The organism is Methylobacterium ajmalii (assembly GCF_016613415.1).
Lineage (GTDB): Bacteria > Pseudomonadota > Alphaproteobacteria > Rhizobiales > Beijerinckiaceae > Methylobacterium > Methylobacterium ajmalii.
Map to the genome: position 1 here is coordinate 1 of NZ_JACWCT010000056.1, position 18,545 is coordinate 18,545.

Annotated in this window: 19 protein-coding genes; 5 read left to right on the top strand and 14 right to left on the bottom strand. The window is 71.0% G+C overall.

Going from position 1 to position 18,545, the window contains the following annotated elements; translation table 11 throughout:
• Nucleotides 1–485 precede the first annotated feature (485 nt).
• Nucleotides 486–1,547, top strand: a complete 1,062-nt coding sequence (locus HPY23_RS10005) for an HD-GYP domain-containing protein (RefSeq protein ID WP_091889496.1) — start codon at nt 486–488, stop codon at nt 1,545–1,547.
• A 32-nt stretch (nt 1,548–1,579) separates the two neighbouring features.
• Here HPY23_RS10005 and HPY23_RS10010 read toward each other — a convergent pair whose 3' ends face one another.
• Nucleotides 1,580–2,083, bottom strand: a complete 504-nt coding sequence (locus HPY23_RS10010) for a DUF427 domain-containing protein (protein WP_091889498.1) — start codon at nt 2,081–2,083, stop codon at nt 1,580–1,582.
• Nucleotides 2,084–2,238: 155 nt separating this feature from the next.
• On the opposite strand from HPY23_RS10010, the gene HPY23_RS10015 reads away from it, so the two are divergent.
• Nucleotides 2,239–2,937 carry a L,D-transpeptidase gene (locus tag HPY23_RS10015; protein ID WP_091889500.1) on the top strand — a complete coding sequence of 233 codons (699 nt, stop codon included), beginning with the start codon at nt 2,239–2,241 and terminating at the stop codon, nt 2,935–2,937.
• Nucleotides 2,938–3,299: 362 nt separating this feature from the next.
• Here HPY23_RS10015 and fabI read toward each other — a convergent pair whose 3' ends face one another.
• The 3 genes from fabI to fabA form a co-directional block, all read right to left on the bottom strand.
• Nucleotides 3,300–4,127, bottom strand: a complete 828-nt coding sequence (gene fabI / locus HPY23_RS10020; protein WP_289052685.1) for an enoyl-ACP reductase FabI — start codon at nt 4,125–4,127, stop codon at nt 3,300–3,302.
• A 166-nt stretch (nt 4,128–4,293) separates the two neighbouring features.
• Nucleotides 4,294–5,520 carry a beta-ketoacyl-ACP synthase I gene (fabB, locus tag HPY23_RS10025; protein WP_060846442.1) on the bottom strand — a complete coding sequence of 409 codons (1,227 nt, stop codon included), beginning with the start codon at nt 5,518–5,520 and terminating at the stop codon, nt 4,294–4,296.
• A 237-nt stretch (nt 5,521–5,757) separates the two neighbouring features.
• Nucleotides 5,758–6,309 (bottom strand): 3-hydroxyacyl-[acyl-carrier-protein] dehydratase FabA, encoded by a 552-nt coding sequence (fabA, locus tag HPY23_RS10030; protein ID WP_060846441.1) that lies wholly within the window; start codon nt 6,307–6,309, stop codon nt 5,758–5,760.
• A 236-nt stretch (nt 6,310–6,545) separates the two neighbouring features.
• On the opposite strand from fabA, the gene irrA reads away from it, so the two are divergent.
• Nucleotides 6,546–7,046 (top strand): iron response transcriptional regulator IrrA, encoded by a 501-nt coding sequence (irrA, locus tag HPY23_RS10035; RefSeq protein ID WP_048430708.1) that lies wholly within the window; start codon nt 6,546–6,548, stop codon nt 7,044–7,046.
• An 83-nt stretch (nt 7,047–7,129) separates the two neighbouring features.
• On the opposite strand, the gene HPY23_RS10040 is transcribed toward irrA, so the two are convergent.
• Nucleotides 7,130–7,693 carry an SH3 domain-containing protein gene (locus tag HPY23_RS10040; protein ID WP_091889548.1) on the bottom strand — a complete coding sequence of 188 codons (564 nt, stop codon included), beginning with the start codon at nt 7,691–7,693 and terminating at the stop codon, nt 7,130–7,132.
• A gap of 318 nt (nt 7,694–8,011) precedes the next feature.
• Between HPY23_RS10040 and HPY23_RS10045 the strand changes: the two genes are divergently transcribed.
• Nucleotides 8,012–9,016, top strand: coding sequence for a 2-hydroxyacid dehydrogenase (locus HPY23_RS10045; RefSeq protein ID WP_082742750.1), 1,005 nt, complete (start codon nt 8,012–8,014; stop codon nt 9,014–9,016).
• Between the two features lie 95 nt (nt 9,017–9,111).
• On the opposite strand, the gene HPY23_RS10050 is transcribed toward HPY23_RS10045, so the two are convergent.
• Both HPY23_RS10050 and HPY23_RS10055 read right to left on the bottom strand, forming a co-directional pair.
• Nucleotides 9,112–9,537 (bottom strand): OsmC family protein, encoded by a 426-nt coding sequence (locus HPY23_RS10050; protein WP_091889502.1) that lies wholly within the window; start codon nt 9,535–9,537, stop codon nt 9,112–9,114.
• A gap of 93 nt (nt 9,538–9,630) precedes the next feature.
• The gene (locus HPY23_RS10055; RefSeq protein WP_334318854.1) at nt 9,631–10,266 is read right to left on the bottom strand and encodes a regulatory protein RecX; all 636 of its coding nucleotides are present in this window, start codon (nt 10,264–10,266) and stop codon (nt 9,631–9,633) included.
• On the opposite strand from HPY23_RS10055, the gene HPY23_RS10060 reads away from it, so the two are divergent.
• Entirely contained in the window at nt 10,249–11,670 is a 1,422-nt protein-coding gene (locus tag HPY23_RS10060) for a TAXI family TRAP transporter solute-binding subunit (protein WP_091889504.1), read from the top strand. The two genes, HPY23_RS10055 and HPY23_RS10060, sit on opposite strands and share 18 nt — an antisense overlap.
• A gap of 104 nt (nt 11,671–11,774) precedes the next feature.
• Here HPY23_RS10060 and HPY23_RS10065 read toward each other — a convergent pair whose 3' ends face one another.
• From HPY23_RS10065 to HPY23_RS10095, 7 genes are all read right to left on the bottom strand, one after another.
• The gene (locus HPY23_RS10065) at nt 11,775–12,533 is read right to left on the bottom strand and encodes a hypothetical protein (RefSeq protein ID WP_091889506.1); all 759 of its coding nucleotides are present in this window, start codon (nt 12,531–12,533) and stop codon (nt 11,775–11,777) included.
• A 146-nt stretch (nt 12,534–12,679) separates the two neighbouring features.
• Nucleotides 12,680–13,906 (bottom strand): MFS transporter, encoded by a 1,227-nt coding sequence (locus HPY23_RS10070; protein WP_091889508.1) that lies wholly within the window; start codon nt 13,904–13,906, stop codon nt 12,680–12,682.
• Between the two features lie 64 nt (nt 13,907–13,970).
• Nucleotides 13,971–15,212, bottom strand: coding sequence for a KpsE/RkpR family capsule polysaccharide export protein (locus HPY23_RS10075; RefSeq protein ID WP_091889510.1), 1,242 nt, complete (start codon nt 15,210–15,212; stop codon nt 13,971–13,973).
• A gap of 76 nt (nt 15,213–15,288) precedes the next feature.
• The gene (locus tag HPY23_RS10080) at nt 15,289–15,942 is read right to left on the bottom strand and encodes an ABC transporter ATP-binding protein (RefSeq protein ID WP_060846434.1); all 654 of its coding nucleotides are present in this window, start codon (nt 15,940–15,942) and stop codon (nt 15,289–15,291) included.
• Between the two features lie 279 nt (nt 15,943–16,221).
• Entirely contained in the window at nt 16,222–16,743 is a 522-nt protein-coding gene (locus tag HPY23_RS10085; protein ID WP_091889512.1) for a prolyl-tRNA synthetase associated domain-containing protein, read from the bottom strand.
• A gap of 10 nt (nt 16,744–16,753) precedes the next feature.
• Nucleotides 16,754–17,710 carry a threo-3-hydroxy-L-aspartate ammonia-lyase gene (locus tag HPY23_RS10090; protein WP_091889514.1) on the bottom strand — a complete coding sequence of 319 codons (957 nt, stop codon included), beginning with the start codon at nt 17,708–17,710 and terminating at the stop codon, nt 16,754–16,756.
• Nucleotides 17,710–18,483, bottom strand: a complete 774-nt coding sequence (locus tag HPY23_RS10095) for an enoyl-CoA hydratase (RefSeq protein ID WP_060846431.1) — start codon at nt 18,481–18,483, stop codon at nt 17,710–17,712. Before HPY23_RS10095 ends, HPY23_RS10090 begins: the two co-directional genes overlap by 1 nt.
• Nucleotides 18,484–18,545 lie beyond the last annotated feature (62 nt).

The window sequence follows — 18,545 nt, forward strand, 5'->3', positions numbered from 1 at the left end:
GTGCTGACAGAACGATCCAGGTCCACACGCGTCAGAACAGACGCCCGAGCCCGCGCGCCATCAGCCCAAAACACGCCGCAAGCCACTGCCCGGTGAATAAGACGGGCTAGAGCGGCGCCCGATTCGCGGTGCGACCGCGCACCGCTCCGGGGCTTTGACCTTGCCGCGTTTTCCATCGACGAACCGAAATCCGCTTCGTCGAAAATCGCTCAAGAGAGCTTCACGATCGCGCTGCGATCGCGAAGCTCTCTAAGTCATTGTCTTGTCGCATTTTTTCGATGAACCGGCATCCACTTCGTCGGAAAATGCTCTAGGTTGTCTTCCGGCGTGCCGGTGCGGCGGCCTGGAAGCGGAGCGGGATCAAGCTTTTGCGCGAAGCACGGGACGAGGCTGCGGTCGTCGCGAAGCTTCCCAGGCTTAAAGAACGGTTTATCAAGCCGCGGTAGCTTGAGCCATCATCCGGTGCGAAGGGAAACCCGGGGACCATGACCAACGCAGCCGATCCCGCCGTCGTGATCGTCACGGCCCGGCCCGATCCCGGCGGGCTGGCCCGGCTGTTCGCCTCCGACTACCCGACCCTGGCCGTCACCGATCCCGCCGCCGCGCTGGCGATCCTCGACCGCCGGCCGGCCGACCTCGTGCTGATCGAGGCCGGGCCCGGCCTCGACGCGCTCGGGACCGGGCTCGGCTTCGTGCGCGACCTGCGCCGACGCGCGCATCTCGCCCAGGCCTCGATCCTGCTCGTCGCCGCCGGCGACCCGGCCGAGACCCGCGACCGGGCGCTCGCGGCCGGCGCCACCGACGTGGTGCTCGCCTCCCTCGACACCTCCGACCTCGCCCTGCGCGGCCGCAACCTGATCGCGCTCGCCCGGGCCCAGGGCGCGGCCGAGGGCCGGACCCACGCCCTGGCGCAGGAGGTCGAGCGGGCGCTGGCCGAGAGCCAGGAGCGCGAGCGCGAGATCATCCGGCGGCTGATGGTGGCGGCGGAGTACCGCGACGACCAGGCCGGCGGCCACCTGACACGGGTCGCCGGCTGCGTGCTGGCGATCACCGACGGGCTCGGCCTGTCGGAGGAGGAGGGCAACGACATCGCGCTCGCCTCGACCATGCACGACATCGGCAAGATCGGCGTCGCCGACAGCATCCTGCGCAAGGCCGGCCCGCTCACCGACGCCGAGCGGACCGAGATGATGCAGCACGCCCTGCGCGGCTACCGGATGCTGCACGACAGCCCCTCGCCCCTGCTGCGCCTCGCCGCCGAGATCGCGCTCACCCATCACGAGCGCTGGGACGGCGGCGGCTACCCGCAGGGGCTCAAGGGCACCGAGATCCCGCTCGCCGGCCGCATCACCGCCGTGGCCGATGTATTCGATGCCCTGATCTCCGCCCGGGTGTACAAGCCGGGCTGGCCGTTGGAACGGGCCCGCCGCTTCCTCGAGGAGCAGTCCGGCGCGCATTTCGATCCGGCCTGCGTCGCCGCCTTCCTGTCGCGCTGGGAGGATGTCGTGACCCTCGTCGAGGAGCGCCCGGCGGACCAGGCGGCGTGAGGGGAGGGGCGGTCGCCCCCGCCGTCGCCCGTCTACCAACCCATCGTGCCGGCTTCGCCCTTGAACGGGCCGACGATCCTGCGGGTGATCCAGCCGCCGTAGAAGCCGCCGGGCTGCGGCGTCACGCGCTCGTCGCCGACGAAGCAGGCGTCCATCGCCCCGGCATAGAAGGCGACGTGCCCGGCGAGCGCCGCGAAGGCGGCGGTCGGCCCCGGATAGGCCCAGGCTGCCCGCTCCGCCCGCCGTCCCGGCCCCACCACGTCGTAGTAGAGCGCCCGGCCCTTCCACTCGCACAGCGATCCGCCGCCGGCCGGCGCGAGTGCGCCCGGAAGGATGTCGTCGGGCGGCAGGTAGTAGCTCGGCGGGTGCGAGGTCTCCAGCACGCGCCAGCCCCGCATCGTGTCGGCGATGGTGGTGCCGTCGAACACCACCCGCAGGCGCTCGGGCACCGGCTCCAGCCGGGGCGGGCGGGGATAGTCCCACACGCTCTCCTGGCCGGGACCCGCCGGGTCGGGATCGGGATGGCCGCGCAGCATCGCATCGTTCTCCTGGGATCGCCCCGGTCAACGCCGGCGAGACCGGAAAGTGTCGCGCCGTGGCCCGCGCGATCTTGCCAGCGCGGCCGTAGGGCGGCAGGGTCCGCGCCGGAACGACCATGCGGCGGGGGGATGCCGACCCCTTCCCCGGCCGGATGGCAGGAAGACGGGACGCCAGACTCATGACCGCGACCTCGCCGATGCACCGTGCCCGGCTCCTCGACCGCCGCGCTTTCCTCGCCGGCTCGGCCGCGAGCCTCGGCGCCCTCGGGCTCGCCGGCTGCGCCACCACCGACGGCATGAGCCTCGCCGAGGCCTCGGCCCTCTACGGGCCGGTCCCGACGGAAAAATTCCCGATCCCGGCGACCGACATCAGCAAGGTCGACCCGAAATACTACCGCCGCACGGTGCAGTACGCCTCCAAGGAGGCGCCGGGCACGATCGTCGTCGACCCGAGGAACTATTACCTCTACCGGATCGAGGAGGGCGGTCTCGCCACCCGCTACGGCGCCAATGTCGGCCGCGACGGATTCCGCTGGAGCGGCGACGCCTATGTCGGCCGCAAGAGCGAGTGGGCGACCTGGACCCCGCCGCGCGAGATGATCAAGCGCCAGCCCGAGGTGGCGAAGTGGGCCCGCGGCATGCCGGGCGGCCTCGAGAACCCCCTCGGGGCCCGCACCCTGCACCTGTACCAGAACGGCGCCTATACGCTCTACACGATCTACGCCAGCAGCGAGCCGGACTCGATCGGCTCCGGCATCACCAGCGGCTGCGTCGGCCTGCTGAGCCAGGACATGATCCACCTGTACGAGCGGACCCCCGTGAAGACCAAGGTGGTGGTGCTGCCGGCGTAGAACAACGAGCCACGCCGGTTTTCGCCGAGGGCAGAACCGCTATGGCTCGGCTCCGCGCCGAGTACCTTGTGCGAACGAGGTATCTCAGCTCACCGTCGACCTCATCCCGACGTATCGGTCCATCACCAAGGGACCGACCTCGAAGGGAGGTTGCAGAGGCCCTTGAGATAGCCTGATGTCTCCTCCGAGGTCAGCCGATCTTCGAGGTCGCGCGATGTCCGATCGCCGACAAGTCAGACGAAGTCGAGAGAGGGACGGAACTTCAGAACCCGGTCGAACAGACCCCGACCGTCGGCGCCCGTTCGGGGCTCTCGCCGCCGAACAGGCTCCCTCTCGACGGGTCGGGGCTGTGCCCCGCCGCCTCAGGCGTCGGTCACGCCCGCCGCGTCCTGCGCCTTCAGCACGTCCGGGCGCGGCATCGAGATGATGTTGTAGCCCGAATCGACGAAGTGGGTCTCGCCGGTGACGCTGCCCGAGAGCGGGGAGAGCAGGTACAGACCCGAGCCGCCGATATCCTCCAGCGTCGCGGTGCGGCGCAGGGGGGCGTGAGCGGCCTGGTGGTTGAACATCAGCCGGGCGTCGGCGATGCCGGCGCCTGCGAGCGTCCGCACGGGGCCGGCCGAGAGGGCGTTGACCCGGATGCCCTGGGGCCCGAGATCGGCCGCGAGGTAGCGCACCGAGGCCTCGAGCGCCGCCTTCGCCAGCCCCATCACGTTGTAGTTCGGCATGACGCGGGTCGAGCCGCCATAGGTCAGCGTCAGGAGGCTGCCGCCCGGCCGCATGCGCTTGGCCGCCCGCTGCGCCACTTCCGTGAACGAGAAGCAGGAGATCACCATCGTGCGGGAAAAGTTCTCCCGCGTGGTGGCGTCGACGTAGCGGCCCTTGAGCTGCGCCTTGTCGGAGAAGCCGATGGCGTGGACGACGAAGTCGAAGCCCTCGGGCCAGGCCTCGTCGAGGGCGGCAAAGACCGCGTCGACGCTCGCCAGATCCTCGACGTCGCAGGGAAGCACCAGGGAGGAGCCGAGGATCTGGGCGAGCGGCCCGACGCGGCGGCCCAAAGCCTCGCCCTGGTAGGTGAAGGCCAGTTCGGCACCCTGGGCCCTCAGGGCCCGGGCGATGCCCCAGGCGATGGAGTGGTCGTTCGCGACACCCATCACGAGGCCGCGTCTGCCTGCCATCAAACCCGTCACGCCTGATCCTCCGCTCCAGCATTTTTCGACGACGGATCGTCGAGAGGAAATGCGGCACCTAAAAAAACGAGAGCATCGCGCGATCGCGCGATGCTCTCGTGTCGATGGATCGGGCGTTTACGCGGGCGGCCGGCTCCTGTCCACGTGTCGTGGATGGGGTACCGCGTCAGGCGTCGACGTGCTTGAGCACCAGGGTGGCGTTGGTACCGCCGAACCCGAACGAGTTGCTCAGCACGTGGCCGAGCTTCGCGTCGTCCTTGCGGGCGCGCAGGATCGGCATGTCGGCGAAGGCCGGATCGAGCTCGTCGATATGGGCGCTCTCGCAGATGAAGCCGTTGTTCATCATCAGGAGCGAGTAGATCGCCTCCTGCACGCCGGTGGCGCCGAGCGAGTGGCCGGTGAGCGACTTGGTGGCGGCGATCGGCGGGCAGGCGTCGCCCGCGCCGAACACCTCGCGGATCGCCTCGATCTCCTTGTCGTCTCCGACGGGGGTCGAGGTGGCGTGCGGGTTGATGTAGTCGATCCTGGCGCCCTTCAGGCCCTCGATCGCCTGGCGCATGCAGCGCACCGCGCCCTCGCCGGAGGGGGCCACCATGTCGTGGCCGTCGGACGTCGCGCCGTAGCCCGCGACCTCGCCGTAGATGCGCGCGCCGCGGGCGCGGGCATGCTCCAGTTCCTCCAGCACCAGCACGCCGGCGCCGCCCGCGATGACGAAGCCATCGCGGTTCTTGTCGTAGGCGCGCGAGGCCCGGGCCGGGGTGTCGTTGTACTTGGAGGACATCGCCCCCATGGCGTCGAACAGGACCGAGAGGGTCCAGTCGAGCTCCTCGCAGCCGCCGGCGAAGATGATGTCCTGGCGGCCGGCCTGAATGATCTCGGCGGCGTTGCCGATGCAGTGGTTCGACGTCGCGCAGGCCGACGAGATTGAGTAATTCACGCCGCGAATCTTGAACCAGGTCGCGAGCGTGGCGGAGGCGGTCGAGGACATGGCCTTGGGCACCGCGAACGGCCCGACGCGCTTCGGCCCCTTGGCGCGAGCGATGTCGGCGGCCTCGACGAGCGCGCGGGTCGAGGGACCGCCCGAGCCCATGATGATGCCGGTGCGCTCGTGCGAGACCTCGGCCTGCTCGAGGCCGGCGTCGCGGATGGCCTGCTCCATCGCGACGTGGTTCCAGGCGGTGCCGCCGCCGTGGAAGCGCATCGCGCGGCGGTCCACCACCTCCTCGGCGTTGAGGGTCGGTGCGCCCGCGACCTGGCTGCGGAAGCCGTGCGCGGAAAAATCCTCGGCGCGCGAGATGCCCGAGCGCGCCTCGCGCAACGACGCCAGCACCTCCTGGGTGGAATTTCCGATGGACGAGACGATGCCCATCCCGGTGATTGCCACGCGCCTCATGATCGTCGGAACCCTCCGGAGCGGCGTCACGGACAAGCCCGTGAACGCCCGCGGGCGCTCTCGCCACGCGGGTGTCACCTAGGCGCCCTGCGTCCCAATCTCAACCGCCCGTTCGGGGAAAGGCTCCCGGCGTGCGGCTCGCGCCCGCACGAGCGGACCCCGTGCCTCTTAACGGAGCGCTTCGCGCCCGCATCGGCGGGCGGGTTCGACCCGCGGTCGCGGGTCGGGCCGTCGGCCTCAGGCGGCGGGCGTCGCGGCCTGGAACAGGCCGACGCGCAGGTCGCTCGCCTCGTAGATGCGGCGGCCGTCGGCCTCGAGCCAGCCGTCGGCGATGCCGAGCACCAGGCGGCCCTGGCGCACCCGCTTCAGGTCGACGCCGTAGACGACCTTCTTGACGCTCGGGAGCACCTGGTCGCTGAACTTGACCTCGCCGACGCCGAGCGCGCGGCCGCGGCCCGGCGAGCCGAGCCAGCCGAGGTGGAAGCCCACCATCTGCCACAGCGCATCGAGGCCGAGGCAGCCCGGCATCACGGGGTCGCCCTGGAAGTGACAGGGGAAGAACCAGAGGTCGGGCCGCACGTCGAGCTCGGCGACGACGTGGCCCTTGCCGTAGGCACCGCCCTCGCGGCCGATCGAGGTGATGCGGTCGAACATCAGCATCGGCGGCAGCGGCAGCTGGGCGTTGCCGACGCCGAACATCTCGCCGCGGCCGCAGGCCAGCAGGTCCTCGTAGGAGAAGTGCGAGGGCCGGCTCGGGGCGTCGGGAGCGGAGGTCTGGTCGGCGGACATGTGCGGGGCGAATTCCTCGTGCGGGACGCCGCGGGCGCTCCGGCGATGGGCCGGTCCGCGGCGGGATGGCGCCTCGTTAACACAGCGCCCGGGACTGTTCAAAGCCGCGCCGCCGGCTTAGTCTGTAACGCTTCTGATCTGCGCCGCGACGGCCCCGGTCGGGTTGCGGCAGGACAGGCGCGGGCCTATAACGGCGGTTATCCTTGTCGCAGTCCAACGAGTCGATAGTCCCGCTGATGAACGACCTGTCGCCCCTGCGCGCCGTCCTCGGCGCCCGCGTCCCGGCCCTCGAGACCGGCGCTGCCGGGCAGCGCCGCGGTTGCCCGCTGTCGGAGCTTCGGGACCGTCTGCGTCGCGCCGGCCTGCGCCCGACCCGCCAGCGCCTCTCCCTCGGCTGGCTGCTGTTCGGCAAGGGCGACCGTCACCTCACCGCCGAGATGCTGTACGACGAGGCGATGCGGGCGAAGGTCCCGGTGTCGCTCGCCACCGTCTACAACACCCTGCACCAGTTCACCGAGGCCGGCCTGCTGCGCCAGCTCGCGCTCGACGGCTCCAAGGCCTACTTCGACACCAACCCGAGCGAGCACCACCACTTCTTCCTCGAGGAAGAGGGCCAGGTCCTCGACATGCCGGATTGCGGCATCACCGTCGATTCGCTGCCCCAGGCCCCCGAGGGCATGGAGATCGCCGGCGTCGAGGTGATCGTGCGCCTGCGCCGCCGCACCGGCCGGGCCTGATCCACAGCCGAATTTTGGCCGAATGAAGGGCTGCGCCTCCGGGAGGAGCGCGGCCCTTTTGCCGTCCTGAGTGCGGGCCCGCGTCAGTCCACCTTCTCGTTCGGGTAGACGCCCCAGAGCCGGTCCTGCCGCATGTAGCCGTCGACGTCGCCGCGCTTCTGCGGCAGCGCCACGATGAGCCGGCACCACGTACCGTCGCAGGTCTTCACGCTGCCGATCACCCCGGCCTGGAGCTGCGCCACCACGCCGCTGCCCGTGTCGGCCCGGTCGTAGAGCGGGACGGGCGCGCCCTTGTCCTTGTCGCCGCGGTTCAGCACCACGGCGGTGCGCCGGCCCGACAGCAGCGAGTGCAGCACCCAGCCCTCCGTGCCCTCCGAGTCGCGGATCCGGCGCCAGGTCTCGTACTCGGCGATGATCTCGACCGGCAGGCCGGCACGCTGGAACACCCAGAGCGTACGGTGGTCCTTCGACGGGCCCTCGCGCAGGTTCACCCGGTCGGTCTTGAGGCTGACGTATCGCGGGATCGGCAGCTTGGTCGCCGGACCGATGGTGACGCCGATCTCGCCGGGGGCGGGGTTGACCGCCGGGGTGGGCGGCGCGGCGTGGGACGGCGCCGCCAGCATCAGGAAGGCGGGCACCGCCAGCATCAGCAGGGCGGGGATCGCCAGGGCGAGAAGGCGCGGGTGGAGCGTCACGATCGGTCTCCCATCCGGCGGCGCGTGGCCGCGGCGCGGATTGTCTTCCGGTCGGCCTCTGCTAGAGAGGCCGCCGGGCCCCGGATCGAGGGGTGCGTACCCGCCCGTATCGCCGGGGCGTGGTTAAAGGGGCGTAACGACGCCTGTGGCCCGCACCAAGGCGGGGCTTTTCGCCGGGCCGCCGCGTCGCCTATCGTGCGCCGCGGAAGCCCGTGACGCGTGTCGGGACCGCACGGACGGGCCGAGGGCCTGCCCGGTGGCGAGGGAGGGATCATGTCGTTGAAGCGCAAGCCGCTCGTGGTGGTCACCCGGCGCCTGCCGGACGTCGTGGAGACGCGGATGCGCGAGTTGTTCGACGCCCGCCTCAACCACGAGGACACGCCGCTCACAGGTGCCGCCCTGGCGCAGGCCCTGCAGGAGGCCGACGTCCTGGTGCCGACGGTCACGGACGAGATCGACGCCTCGGTGCTCGCCCAGGCCGGCCCGAACCTGCGCCTGATCGCCAATTTCGGCAACGGCGTCGACCACATCGACGTCGGCGTCGCGCTCCAGCGCGGCATCACGGTCACCAACACGCCGGGCGTGCTGACCGAGGATACCGCCGACATGACCATGGCGCTGATCCTCTCGGTCGCCCGTAGGGTCACCGAGGGCGCCCGGATCATCCCGGACGACGCCTGGTCCGGCGGCTGGTCGCCGACCTGGATGCTCGGCCGGCGCATCACCGGCAAGCGCCTCGGCATCGTCGGCATGGGCCGCATCGGCCAGGCGCTGGCGCGCCGCGCCAAGGCCTTCGGCCTGTCGATCCACTACCACAACCGCCGCCGGGTCGGCGCCCGGATCGAGAGCGACCTCGAGGCGACGTACTGGGAATCCCTCGACCAGATGCTGGCACGCGTCGACATCGTGTCGGTCAACTGCCCGCACACCCCGGCCACCTACCACCTGCTCTCGGCCCGGCGCCTGAAGCTGCTCAAGCCCGAGGCGGTGGTGGTCAACACCGCCCGCGGCGAGGTGATCGACGAGACCGCGCTCGCCCGCCTGATCGAGGTCGGCGACATCGCGGGGGCCGGGCTCGACGTGTTCGAGCAGGAGCCGGCGGTGAGCCCGCGCCTCGTCAAGCTCGCCAAGGCCGGCAAGGTCGTGCTGCTGCCCCACATGGGCTCGGCCACCCACGAGAGCCGCGTCGACATGGGCGAGAAGGTCATCATCAACATCAAGACCTTCCTCGACGGTCACCGTCCGCCGGACCGGATCCTGCCCAGCATGCTGTGAGGCGGGGGCCTTCCGGCCTCCGACCCCGACAGTCTCACGCGTCACCCCGGGTTCCGCCTCGCGGCCCCGGGGTGAGCGAGAAGCGCCTCGTCCGCTCAGCCCTGCAGCGTCGCCTTCAGGCTGATCTTCGCGTTCAGCACCTTCGAGACCGGGCAGTTCTTCTCGGCGATGCCGGCGAGCTCGTCGAACTTCTGCTGGTCGATGCCCGGGATCTTCGCCGTCAGGGTCAGGGCCGAGGCCGTGATGGTGAATCCGTCGCCATCCTTCTCCAGGCTGACCACCGCTTCCGTGCGCAGCTCGTCCGCGGTGAAGCCGGCACCCTGGAGCTGGAAGGCCAGCGCCATGGTGAAGCAGCCGGCATGGGCGGCGGCGATCAGTTCCTCCGGGTTGGTGCCCGGCTCGGTCTCGAAGCGGGTGTTGAAGCCGTAGGGGTTGCTCGACAGCACGCCCGACTGGGTCGTGAGCTGGCCCTTGCCCTCCTTGCCGTTGCCCTGCCAAACGGCGTTCGCCTTGCGGTTCATGGCTTCGTCTCCCGTGACGCTCGCGCGGGTCCGTCCCGGCGCGTTCACGTCCACAGGTAGGTCACGGCGCCGTCAGGTCACCCGTCACGCCGATCATCCGTCGCGCAGGTCGTCCTCCGTCTCGGCGTCGATCACCCGGCGGGCCAAGGTGAGAGCGAAGCCCGCCCGCGCCATCGCGGCGAGGTCGCGCTCGCGGGCGCCGGCCCGCGCGGCCGGCTGGCGGAACGGCCCGAGGCGGCGGCGCCGGGCGTAGGCGAGGGCGGCCTCGTCCTCGCTGCCGTCCTCCTGCCCGGCCAGCACCGCGCCGACCGTCTCCCGGTCCACCCCCTTGGCGGCGAGCTTGGCGCCGATCGCCCGGGCCGAGCCGCCGCGGCGGCGCAAGCTGCGCACCTTGGCGGCCGCGAAGGCCGCGTCGTCGACGAGGCCGGCGCCGAGCGCCCGGGCCACCACCGCCTCGACCATCTCGGAAAAGTCGTCCGGTGCCTCGCCGCGCAGGCGGCAGCGGGTCTCGACCCGGCGCCGGAGCACCCGGCGCAGCATCTCGGCCGAGGCGCCGTAGCGTTCGAGGTAGTAGAGCGCGGCCCGCTCGAGGTAGGCCGGGGTGATCGGCCGCGCCGCCCTCAAAGCGCCATCGCGGGCGGGTTGATCGGCGCCGTCCCGGATCGCCTCCGCCCCGGCGGAGGCGTCCGCCCCGGGCCCGTGCGAGGGGTGATGCCGGCGTTTCTCCACAAGCGTGAATCCTTCTTCCTCTTGATCGCCCTCGCCCTCGGGGCGGTGGCCGGCGCGGTCCTGTACCTGTCGCGGCCGACGACCCTGCGGGTCGCCGTCGGCCCCCGCGACCGGGTCGAGACCCACCTGATCCAGGCCTATGCCGACGCGCTCGCCCGCGCCCGGGAGGATATACGCCTCGAGGTCGTCCCGTACGACGACGTGCGCGACAGCGCCGCGGCGCTCCAGAGCGGCCGGGCCGACCTCGCGGTAGTGCGCCCCGACGTACGCCTGCCCGAGAACGGCCTGACCCTGGCGGTGCTGCACGACGAGGCCCTGATCATCGCGGCTCCGCCCGATTCGGGCATCCAGGCCTTCTCGGACCTCGCCGGCAAGCGCCTCGGCCTCGTCGCCCATCACGGCGCCGACCAGCCCCTGGTCGCGAGCCTGCTCGCCTACTACGCCCTGGCGCCGACGCCGGCCGGCGCCGCGCCGGCTCCCGCCGATCCCGGCGGCGCCTTGCCCGCCGCCGCCGGCAGCGTCGCCCTCGTCCCCCTGCACGCCTCGGAGGTCGCGGCGGCCTTGGCCGAGCACCGGATCGATGCCGCCGCGGTGATCGCCGCGCCCTCGGCGAAATCCGCCGCCCGGGTGGTACAGGCGGTCGAGGCGGCCTCGCCCGGACGCGGCGCGACCATCGTGGCGATCCCCGACGGCGAGGCCATCGTCCAGCGCCTGCCCGAATTGCAGGCCGTGACCATCGCGGCCGGTACCTTCGGGGGCCGGCCCAAGCGCCCGGACGACGAGGTGAAGACGGTCGGCGCCTCCTACCGGCTGATGGCCCGGTCGTCGCTCGCCCGCGACACCGCCGCGAGCGTGACCCAGCACCTGTTCGAGCTGCGCTCGCGGCTCGCCGCGATGGTGCCGACGGCCAACCTGATGAAGGCCCCGGACTTCGACAGCGCCGCCGAGGCGACGAGCGCCCGCCTGCCGATCCATCCCGGTGCGGTCGACTATTACGAGCGCGAGCAGCAAACCTTTCTCCAGCGCTACGAGGACTGGGTGTACCTGGTGGCGTTCTTCGGCGGCGGCCTCGGCTCGGCGGTGGCCTGGCTCGGCCAGCGCCTCGCCCGCGAGCAGCGCGCCCGCATCGACGCCGTCCTCGACCGGCTGCTCGCCATCCTGATCGAGGCGCGGGCGACGCAGGACCCGGCCGCCCTGGAGGCCCTGGCGGTCGAGATCGACGGCCTCGTCATCGACGTGGTGCGCCATGCCCGTGCCAACGACACCGATGCGCGCACGATGAGCGCGCTGATCCTGGCGGTGGATGCCGCCCGCGCCGCGGTGGCGGATTGCCGGCGGGACGGGGCGCCTGTGCGGGAACGGTCGGGACGGGTGCTGTCGTGGCATCCGGCGAGCGGGACCTGAACCCTTCCATCTCGGGCCGCCCGGCTTGATCATGGGTCAGGTCGTCCGAAAGCAGGGAGCGAGCGGGCGAGGTCGATTATGTTCGATCTCGCAAGACGGCTTTGTCACCGCCGAACGAAGAGCCAAGGCATTACAAGGGCGACCGACAGGGTGATCGACAGGGTGTAGGCCAATACGATACTTATTTGTCCGAGCGTCATATACAGGCAGAGATAGAAGGCCAGCACCCCGAACGCCCCCTGAACGCTGCCGCGTACGACATCGAGAGAAGCGGCGACGCCGGTCTGGACGCGGGCGAAGACGATGAGTGGCCAGGAAATGACCGGGATAGGGGCAAGCACCCCGCTCAGGGCTGGGCCGAGATACGGGGCAAGCGTCGAGACGAGCACGACGAGCAGGGTGGCAGCGCCCAACCGCGCGGGCATGTCCCACCGAGGCGGTCGTGCACGGCCGACGGCCTGTCCCGAGAGCGGGCACAGCGCAATGACCAGCACCATCAAGACAACATCGAGAGCAGCCATCACCCACACCCCCGGGTGAATGACGCTGTGCAGGATGAACCCGCCGCCGAGGAACGCCAGCAGTCCCGCACCCACCGCCCTCGAGGAGCTGACCCGCGGAGCACAGAGGGCGTAAGCCATGTAGGCGAGTGCCACGGCCCCGAGACCGGTGACCGATCCGACCGCCGCATCGGAGGCAAATTGCTCGCCCTGTTCGATGGCAAGATAGATCGAGATCGGCGCCGAAGTCAGAGGTAGCCCCGACAGCAACCCTCCGACGAGGCTTCCCCACCGACGCGCGGCAGCCGACACCACCCACATCAACGCTGGAGTGACGACGATCTTGGCGGCGACCAAGCTCATAAAGCCCCGATCCGTGATGCGACTCTGCAGATCCGACGAACGTACCGTCGAGCCTGCGCACGCTCAACGGACTTGCCGGAGGGTTCGCAAACCGTTCGTCGTGGAGCAGACCAGGATGACGTTGATTGCGCTCTCGCGCACGGACTTTAGGTAACGAGATGGTCCCGACGCCTCAGGGCCGGAAACAGCCGGCCCCACAGGGCCGCCACCGCGACCGTCGCGATGCCGCCGATCACCACCGCCGGAACCGCGCCGGCAAAGGCGGCGAGCGTGCCGGATTCGAACTCGCCGAGCTCGTTCGAGGCGCCGATGAACACGGTGTTGACCGCCGCGACCCGGCCGCGCATCGCGTCCGGCGTCTCGCCCTGGACCAGGCTCTGGCGCACGTAGACGCTGACCATGTCGGCGGCCCCGGTGACGAACAGGCATGCCATCGACAGCGGCAGCGAGGTCGAGAGGCCGAAGCCGATCGTCGCGAGACCGAACACCCCGACGGCGATGAGGAGCCGCGGGCCGACCCCGCGGGTCAGCGGCCGGTGGGCGAGGAGGATCGCCATCAGGACAGAGCCGAGCGCCGGCATGCTGCGCAGGAGACCGAGGCCGAGGGGGCCGACGAACAGTACCTCCTGGGCGAAGATCGGCAGGAGCGCGGTGGCCCCGCCGAGCAGCACCGCCACGAGGTCGAGGGTGATGGCACCGAGCACCACCGGCTGCGAGCGGATATAGGTGAGGCCGGCGAGCAGCGTGCTCCAGGTGACCGCCGGCCGGGTGGCGACGGCGGCCGGCCGCGGCCGGATCCCGATGATGCTGACGGCGGCAAGCGCGAAGCAGGCGGCGGCGAGCCCGAACACGACGGCCGGCCCGAGCGCGTAGAGCAGGCCGCCGAAGGCCGGTCCGGTGACCGACGCGCTTTGCCACAGCGAGGAATTGAGCGCGATGGCGCTGCCGAACTGCTCGCGCGGCACCAGGGTCGGCAGCAGGGCCTGGCTCGCCGGGTTGGCGAAGGCGCGGGCGGTGCCGACCAGGATCATCAGGGCGTAGACCGGCCAGACCGGCGCCGCACCGGAGAGCGCGAGCGCCGTCAGGCCGAGGCCGGCGAGCGCCAGGAGCCCGTAGGACAGGGCCGCGATCCGGCGCCGATCGTAGGTGTCGGCGACGTGGCCGGTGACCAGCGCCCCGAGCATCGCCGGGGCGAAGCTCGCCAGCCCGACGAGACCCAGCGCCAGGGCGCTGCGTGTGAGGTCGTAGACGAACCAGCCCACCGCCACCGCCTGCATCTGGTAGGCGAGCCCGGTGAGGAAGCGGGCACCGCCGAAGAGCCGGAAGTCGCGGTTGCGGAAGAGCGTCCAGCCGGACGGGGCGGGGGAGAGCATGGTCGGTCCGTGCCCGCCGGATCGGGCGGCGGGGTTCAGGAGGAGGGCCCGTCGCGACGGGCGATCAGGCCAGGAGCTTGCGGGTCAGGATCGAGAGGCCGAAGGCCAGGGCCGAGACGGCGACCGAGATCGCGATGAAGAGCGTGCGGCGGGGCTGCTGGGCCGATTCGGCCCGCACCGGCTCGACGACCATGCTGAAGAACTCGATCTGGCGGTCGGCGATCATGCGCGAGCGCTCCCGCGCCGCGATGGTGGCCGAGTAGTACCTCTCGGCGGTCTTGCGCTCGGCGTCGAGCTCCTCGAACTTGGTCAGCGTCGCCGAGAGCACCCGGCGCTGGTCCGGATCCTGGTTGGCCGCCTCGCGCTCGATGCGGGCGATCGTGTCGTCGAGCTGGGCGATCTGCGCCTTCAGGTCCTGGATGCTGCGGCTGTCGTCGCGCAGGTCGCGCTGGAGCAGGCTGAGCTTGACCGCGAGGCCGATCCGCTGCGAGCGGATCTCGGCGATCATCTTCAAGTTCGTGTCGTTGGATTTCTGGGCGTCGAGCACGCCGTCGCGATTGCGCAGGTCGCGCACGGCGAGGTGCAGCTTGGTCAGCCGCTCCTCGGCGCGCTTCATCTCGCGCTCGCTCTCCGCCAGGGCGTCGTTGCGGGCCCGCACGGTGAGCTGGTTCACCAGCCGCTCGCTCTCGGCGAGCACGGCCTTGCTCAACGTCAGGGAATCGTCCGCGTCGAAGGCATTGACCGAGACCTCGATCAGGCCGGACGTCTCGACGGTGACCTTGACCCGGTCGGCCCAGTACTTGACGAGCTTCTCGATCGGCTTGTCGGGATTGAAGCGGGAATACGCATCGATGTCGTCACGGGAGAACATCTTCCGCAGCGGCAGGCTGCGTTCGAGCGTCTCGATCATCGTCCGGCTCTTGATGTATTCGCCGACGATCATCGAGTCCTGGGCGATCATCTGGGACGGGATGCTCGAGGTGGTGCCGACCCCATCGGGCGCGGCCTTCTCGGCCCCGCCGATCGCCGGGCGCAGGGCGAAGCGGGCGTCGGTGACGTAGCGATCCGACAGGTAGAGGCCGAAGAACACCACGCTGCCGAGCGACGGCAGCACGAACAGGAAGAGGAACAGGAGCGGGGTCACGATGTCCCGGCGGCGGTGCGCCCGGATTGTGCGGATCGTGGTCTTGCTCGGGTTCGAGAAGCGCGACACCCGGGCCGCCTGCCGCAGGGCCTCGCCGATCATCCGGGAGCGGTCGGCGGGGCTGAGCGCCTTGCCTTCCGGGTTGCGGGCGTCGATCGTCATGGACAGGTGTTCCGGCTGCGGGCGTGGCCGGGGCGCGGGGCGCGCCGGCCGGCAGGAAGAGCGGGTCGCGGATCGCTCACTGGTTGAGGCGCTGGTAGACCTCGATCGCGTCGTTGACGTCGGGATAGATCACGGCGCGGCCGTTCGCCAGCACGATCCCCTGCTGGGCGTAGTCCCGGATCGTATCCATCGAGTGCGAGCACATGATGATGTCGGCATTCGCCCGCCGCTGGCTCCACACTTCCTCGCAGCGCTTGGCGAAGCGCGCGTCGCCGACGCCGGTGATCTCGTCGACGATGTAGCAGTCGAACGGGATCGCCATGCTCATCCCGAAGGCCAGCCGGGCGCCCATGCCCGAGGAGTAGTTGCGGATCGGCACGTTCATGTAGTCGCCGAGCTCGGCGAAATCCTCGACGAAGGCCAGCACCCGGCGCGGATCCTCGCCGTGGATGCGCGCGACGAAGATCACGTTCTCGCGCCCGGTCATGAACGGGTGGAAGCCGCCGCCGAAGCCGAGCGGCCAGGAGATCCGGGTGGTGCGGATCACCCGTCCCCGGGTCGGCATCTCGCAGCCGGCCATCAGCCGCAGCGTGGTCGACTTGCCGGCGCCGTTGATGCCGAGGATGCCGTAGCTCACGCCCGGCTTCAGCGTCAGCGACGCCTGGTCGAGGATGACGCGGCGGTACCCGTCCGTCTTGTAGATCTTGGTGACGTTGTCGAGGCGGATCATCGGCGGGAAGGCACGCTCGAAGGGCTGGCGGTCGCCGTCCGGGCAGGGGCCGGACGGCCTTGAGCCTGTCCGATCATGCGCCGCGCCGGCATCCGCACGGTTAACGAGGCCGGCCGCATCGGCCGGCAGCGTCGGGACCTAGGCGGAAAAAGCGGCGAATCTGAGAAGGAACGGCCCCGCCGGACCGACGCCGCGGATCGGGCACCGACAACGCGGTGATCCGGGACGGATACCACATCGTATCCAGGCCCTGCCGGATGCGCAGGCCCCGTTTCGCCGCTACTCCGCTTCATCCTCGAGCGGCTCCGGCAAGGCCATCACCCGGGGCGGGTGCGCGATCGCCTCCAGGAAGCGGATCAGGTCGCCCGGTGCCACGGCCGTGGTGGCGCCGTTGTGGAGCGGATGGAAATTGACCGGGTCGTGCGCCATCAGCCCGGCATCGAGGATAACCGCGACGGTGCCATTACGGTCGTTGACGAGCCCGAACGGCGTCACCGAGCCCGGCCGGACGCCGAGGCGCTCGTAGAGCAGCTCGGGCGAGCCGAAGGAGAGCCGCCCGGTGGCGCCGAGCGGCCCGTGCAGGCGCTTGAGGTCGATCCGCGCCTCGGCCTCCGCCACGACGAGGAAGAACCTGCCGCGCTTGTCCTTCAGGAAGAGGTTCTTCGAATGCCCACCCGGCATCCCGGCCTTGAGGTCGCGGGATTCCGACACCCGGTGCACCGGCTCGTGCGCCACGGTGGCGTGGGCGATGCCGAGGCCGTCGAGGAGGGCAAACAGCGCCTCGGGCGTCGCGGGGTTCATCGCGCGAGTCTCACGCGGCGAGGTGGCGGCCGAGCGCCGCCGGGTCGACGTTGCCGCCCGACAGGATCACGCCGACGCGCTTGCCCTGAACCGCCACCGCACCCTCGAAAGCCGCGGCCGCCGCGAGGCAGCCGGTCGGCTCGACGACGAGCTTCATCCGTTCGACGAAGAACCGCATGGCGGAGACGAGCTGGGCGTCGGTCGCCGTCACGATGCCGGCAGCCTCGCGCCGGATGATCGGGAAGGTGTGCTGGCCCAGATGCGTGGTCAGCGCCCCGTCGGCGATCGAGACCGGAACCGGGATGCGCACCACCTCGCCCTTGGCGAGCGATTTCTGGCCGTCGTTGCCGGCCTCCGGCTCGACGCCCCAGATCTCGACCTCCGGCGACAGGGCCCGGGCCGCGAGGCACGAGCCGGCGAGCAGGCCGCCGCCGCCGAGGCAGACGAGGAGCACGTCGAGGGGGCCGACCTCCTCGATCAGCTCCTTCACGGCGGTGCCCTGGCCGGCGATCACGTCCGGATGGTCGTAGGGCGGGATCACCGACAGGCCGCGCTCCTCGGCGAGACGCCGGCTCACCGCCTCGCGGTCCTCCTTGTAGCGGTCGTACACGACGATCTCGGCGCCGTAGCCGCGGGTCGCCGCGACCTTGATGGCCGGCGCGTCGTGCGGCATCACGATGACGGTCGGCACGCCCTGCAGCGCGCCGGCATAGGCGATCGCCTGGGCGTGGTTGCCCGACGAGAAGGCCAGCACGCCGCGCTCGCGCTGCTCGGGCGAGAGCGCCGCGATGGCGTTGCAGGCGCCCCGGAACTTGAAGGCGCCGGCCCGCTGCAGCGGCTCGGCCTTGAAGAACAAGGTGGCGGCGGTCCGCGCATCCGCAGTGCGGGAGGTCAGCACGGGCGTGCGGTGGGCGATGCCGCGGATGCGCTCCGCGGCGGCCTCGACGTCGGCGTAGGCGAGGGTCATCAGCGGTTCTCGAAGTTGGGTTTGCGCTTCTCGACGAAGGCCGACATGCCTTCCTTCTGGTCGTGGGTGGCGAAGAGCCCGTAGAACACCCGGCGCTCGTAGCGGATGCCCTCGGTCAGCGTGGTCTCGAAGGCGCGGTCGACGCTCTCCTTGGCCACCATCACGGCGGGCAGCGACATCGACGCGATGGTCTCGGCCGCCTTCATCGCCTCGGCAAGGAGGTCGGCCGCCGGGACGACCCGGGCGACGAGGCCGGAGCGCTCGGCCTCCGCCGCGTCCATCATCCGGCCGGTGAGGCACAGCTCCATCGCCTTCGCCTTGCCGACCGCGCGGGTCAGGCGCTGGGTGCCGCCGGCGCCGGGGATCACCCCGAGCTTGATCTCGGGCTGGCCGAACTTCGCGGTGTCGGCGGCCAGGATGAAGTCGCACATCAGCGCCAGCTCGCAGCCGCCGCCGAGCGCGTAGCCGGCCACCGCCGCGATGATCGGCTTGCGGCGCCGGCCGACCTTGTCCCACTCGCCGAACGGATCGGCCATGTAGAATTCGGGATGGGTGCGGTCCTGCATCTCGCGGATGTCGGCCCCGGCAGCGAAGGCCTTCTCGGAGCCGGTGATGACGATGCAGCCGATGCCCGCGTCGGCCTCGTAGCCGTCCAGCGCGTGGTTCAGCTCGGCGATCAGCGCGTTGCACAGCGCGTTCAGCGCCGCCGGACGGTGCAGGGTGACGAGCGCCACGCGCCCGCGCGTCTCGACCCGGATGTTCTCGTAGTCCACGGCGTTTCTCCCGCTTCCCTCTCCCGCTTGGCTAGGGGAGGGAGAAGCGGGGCGCAAGCGCT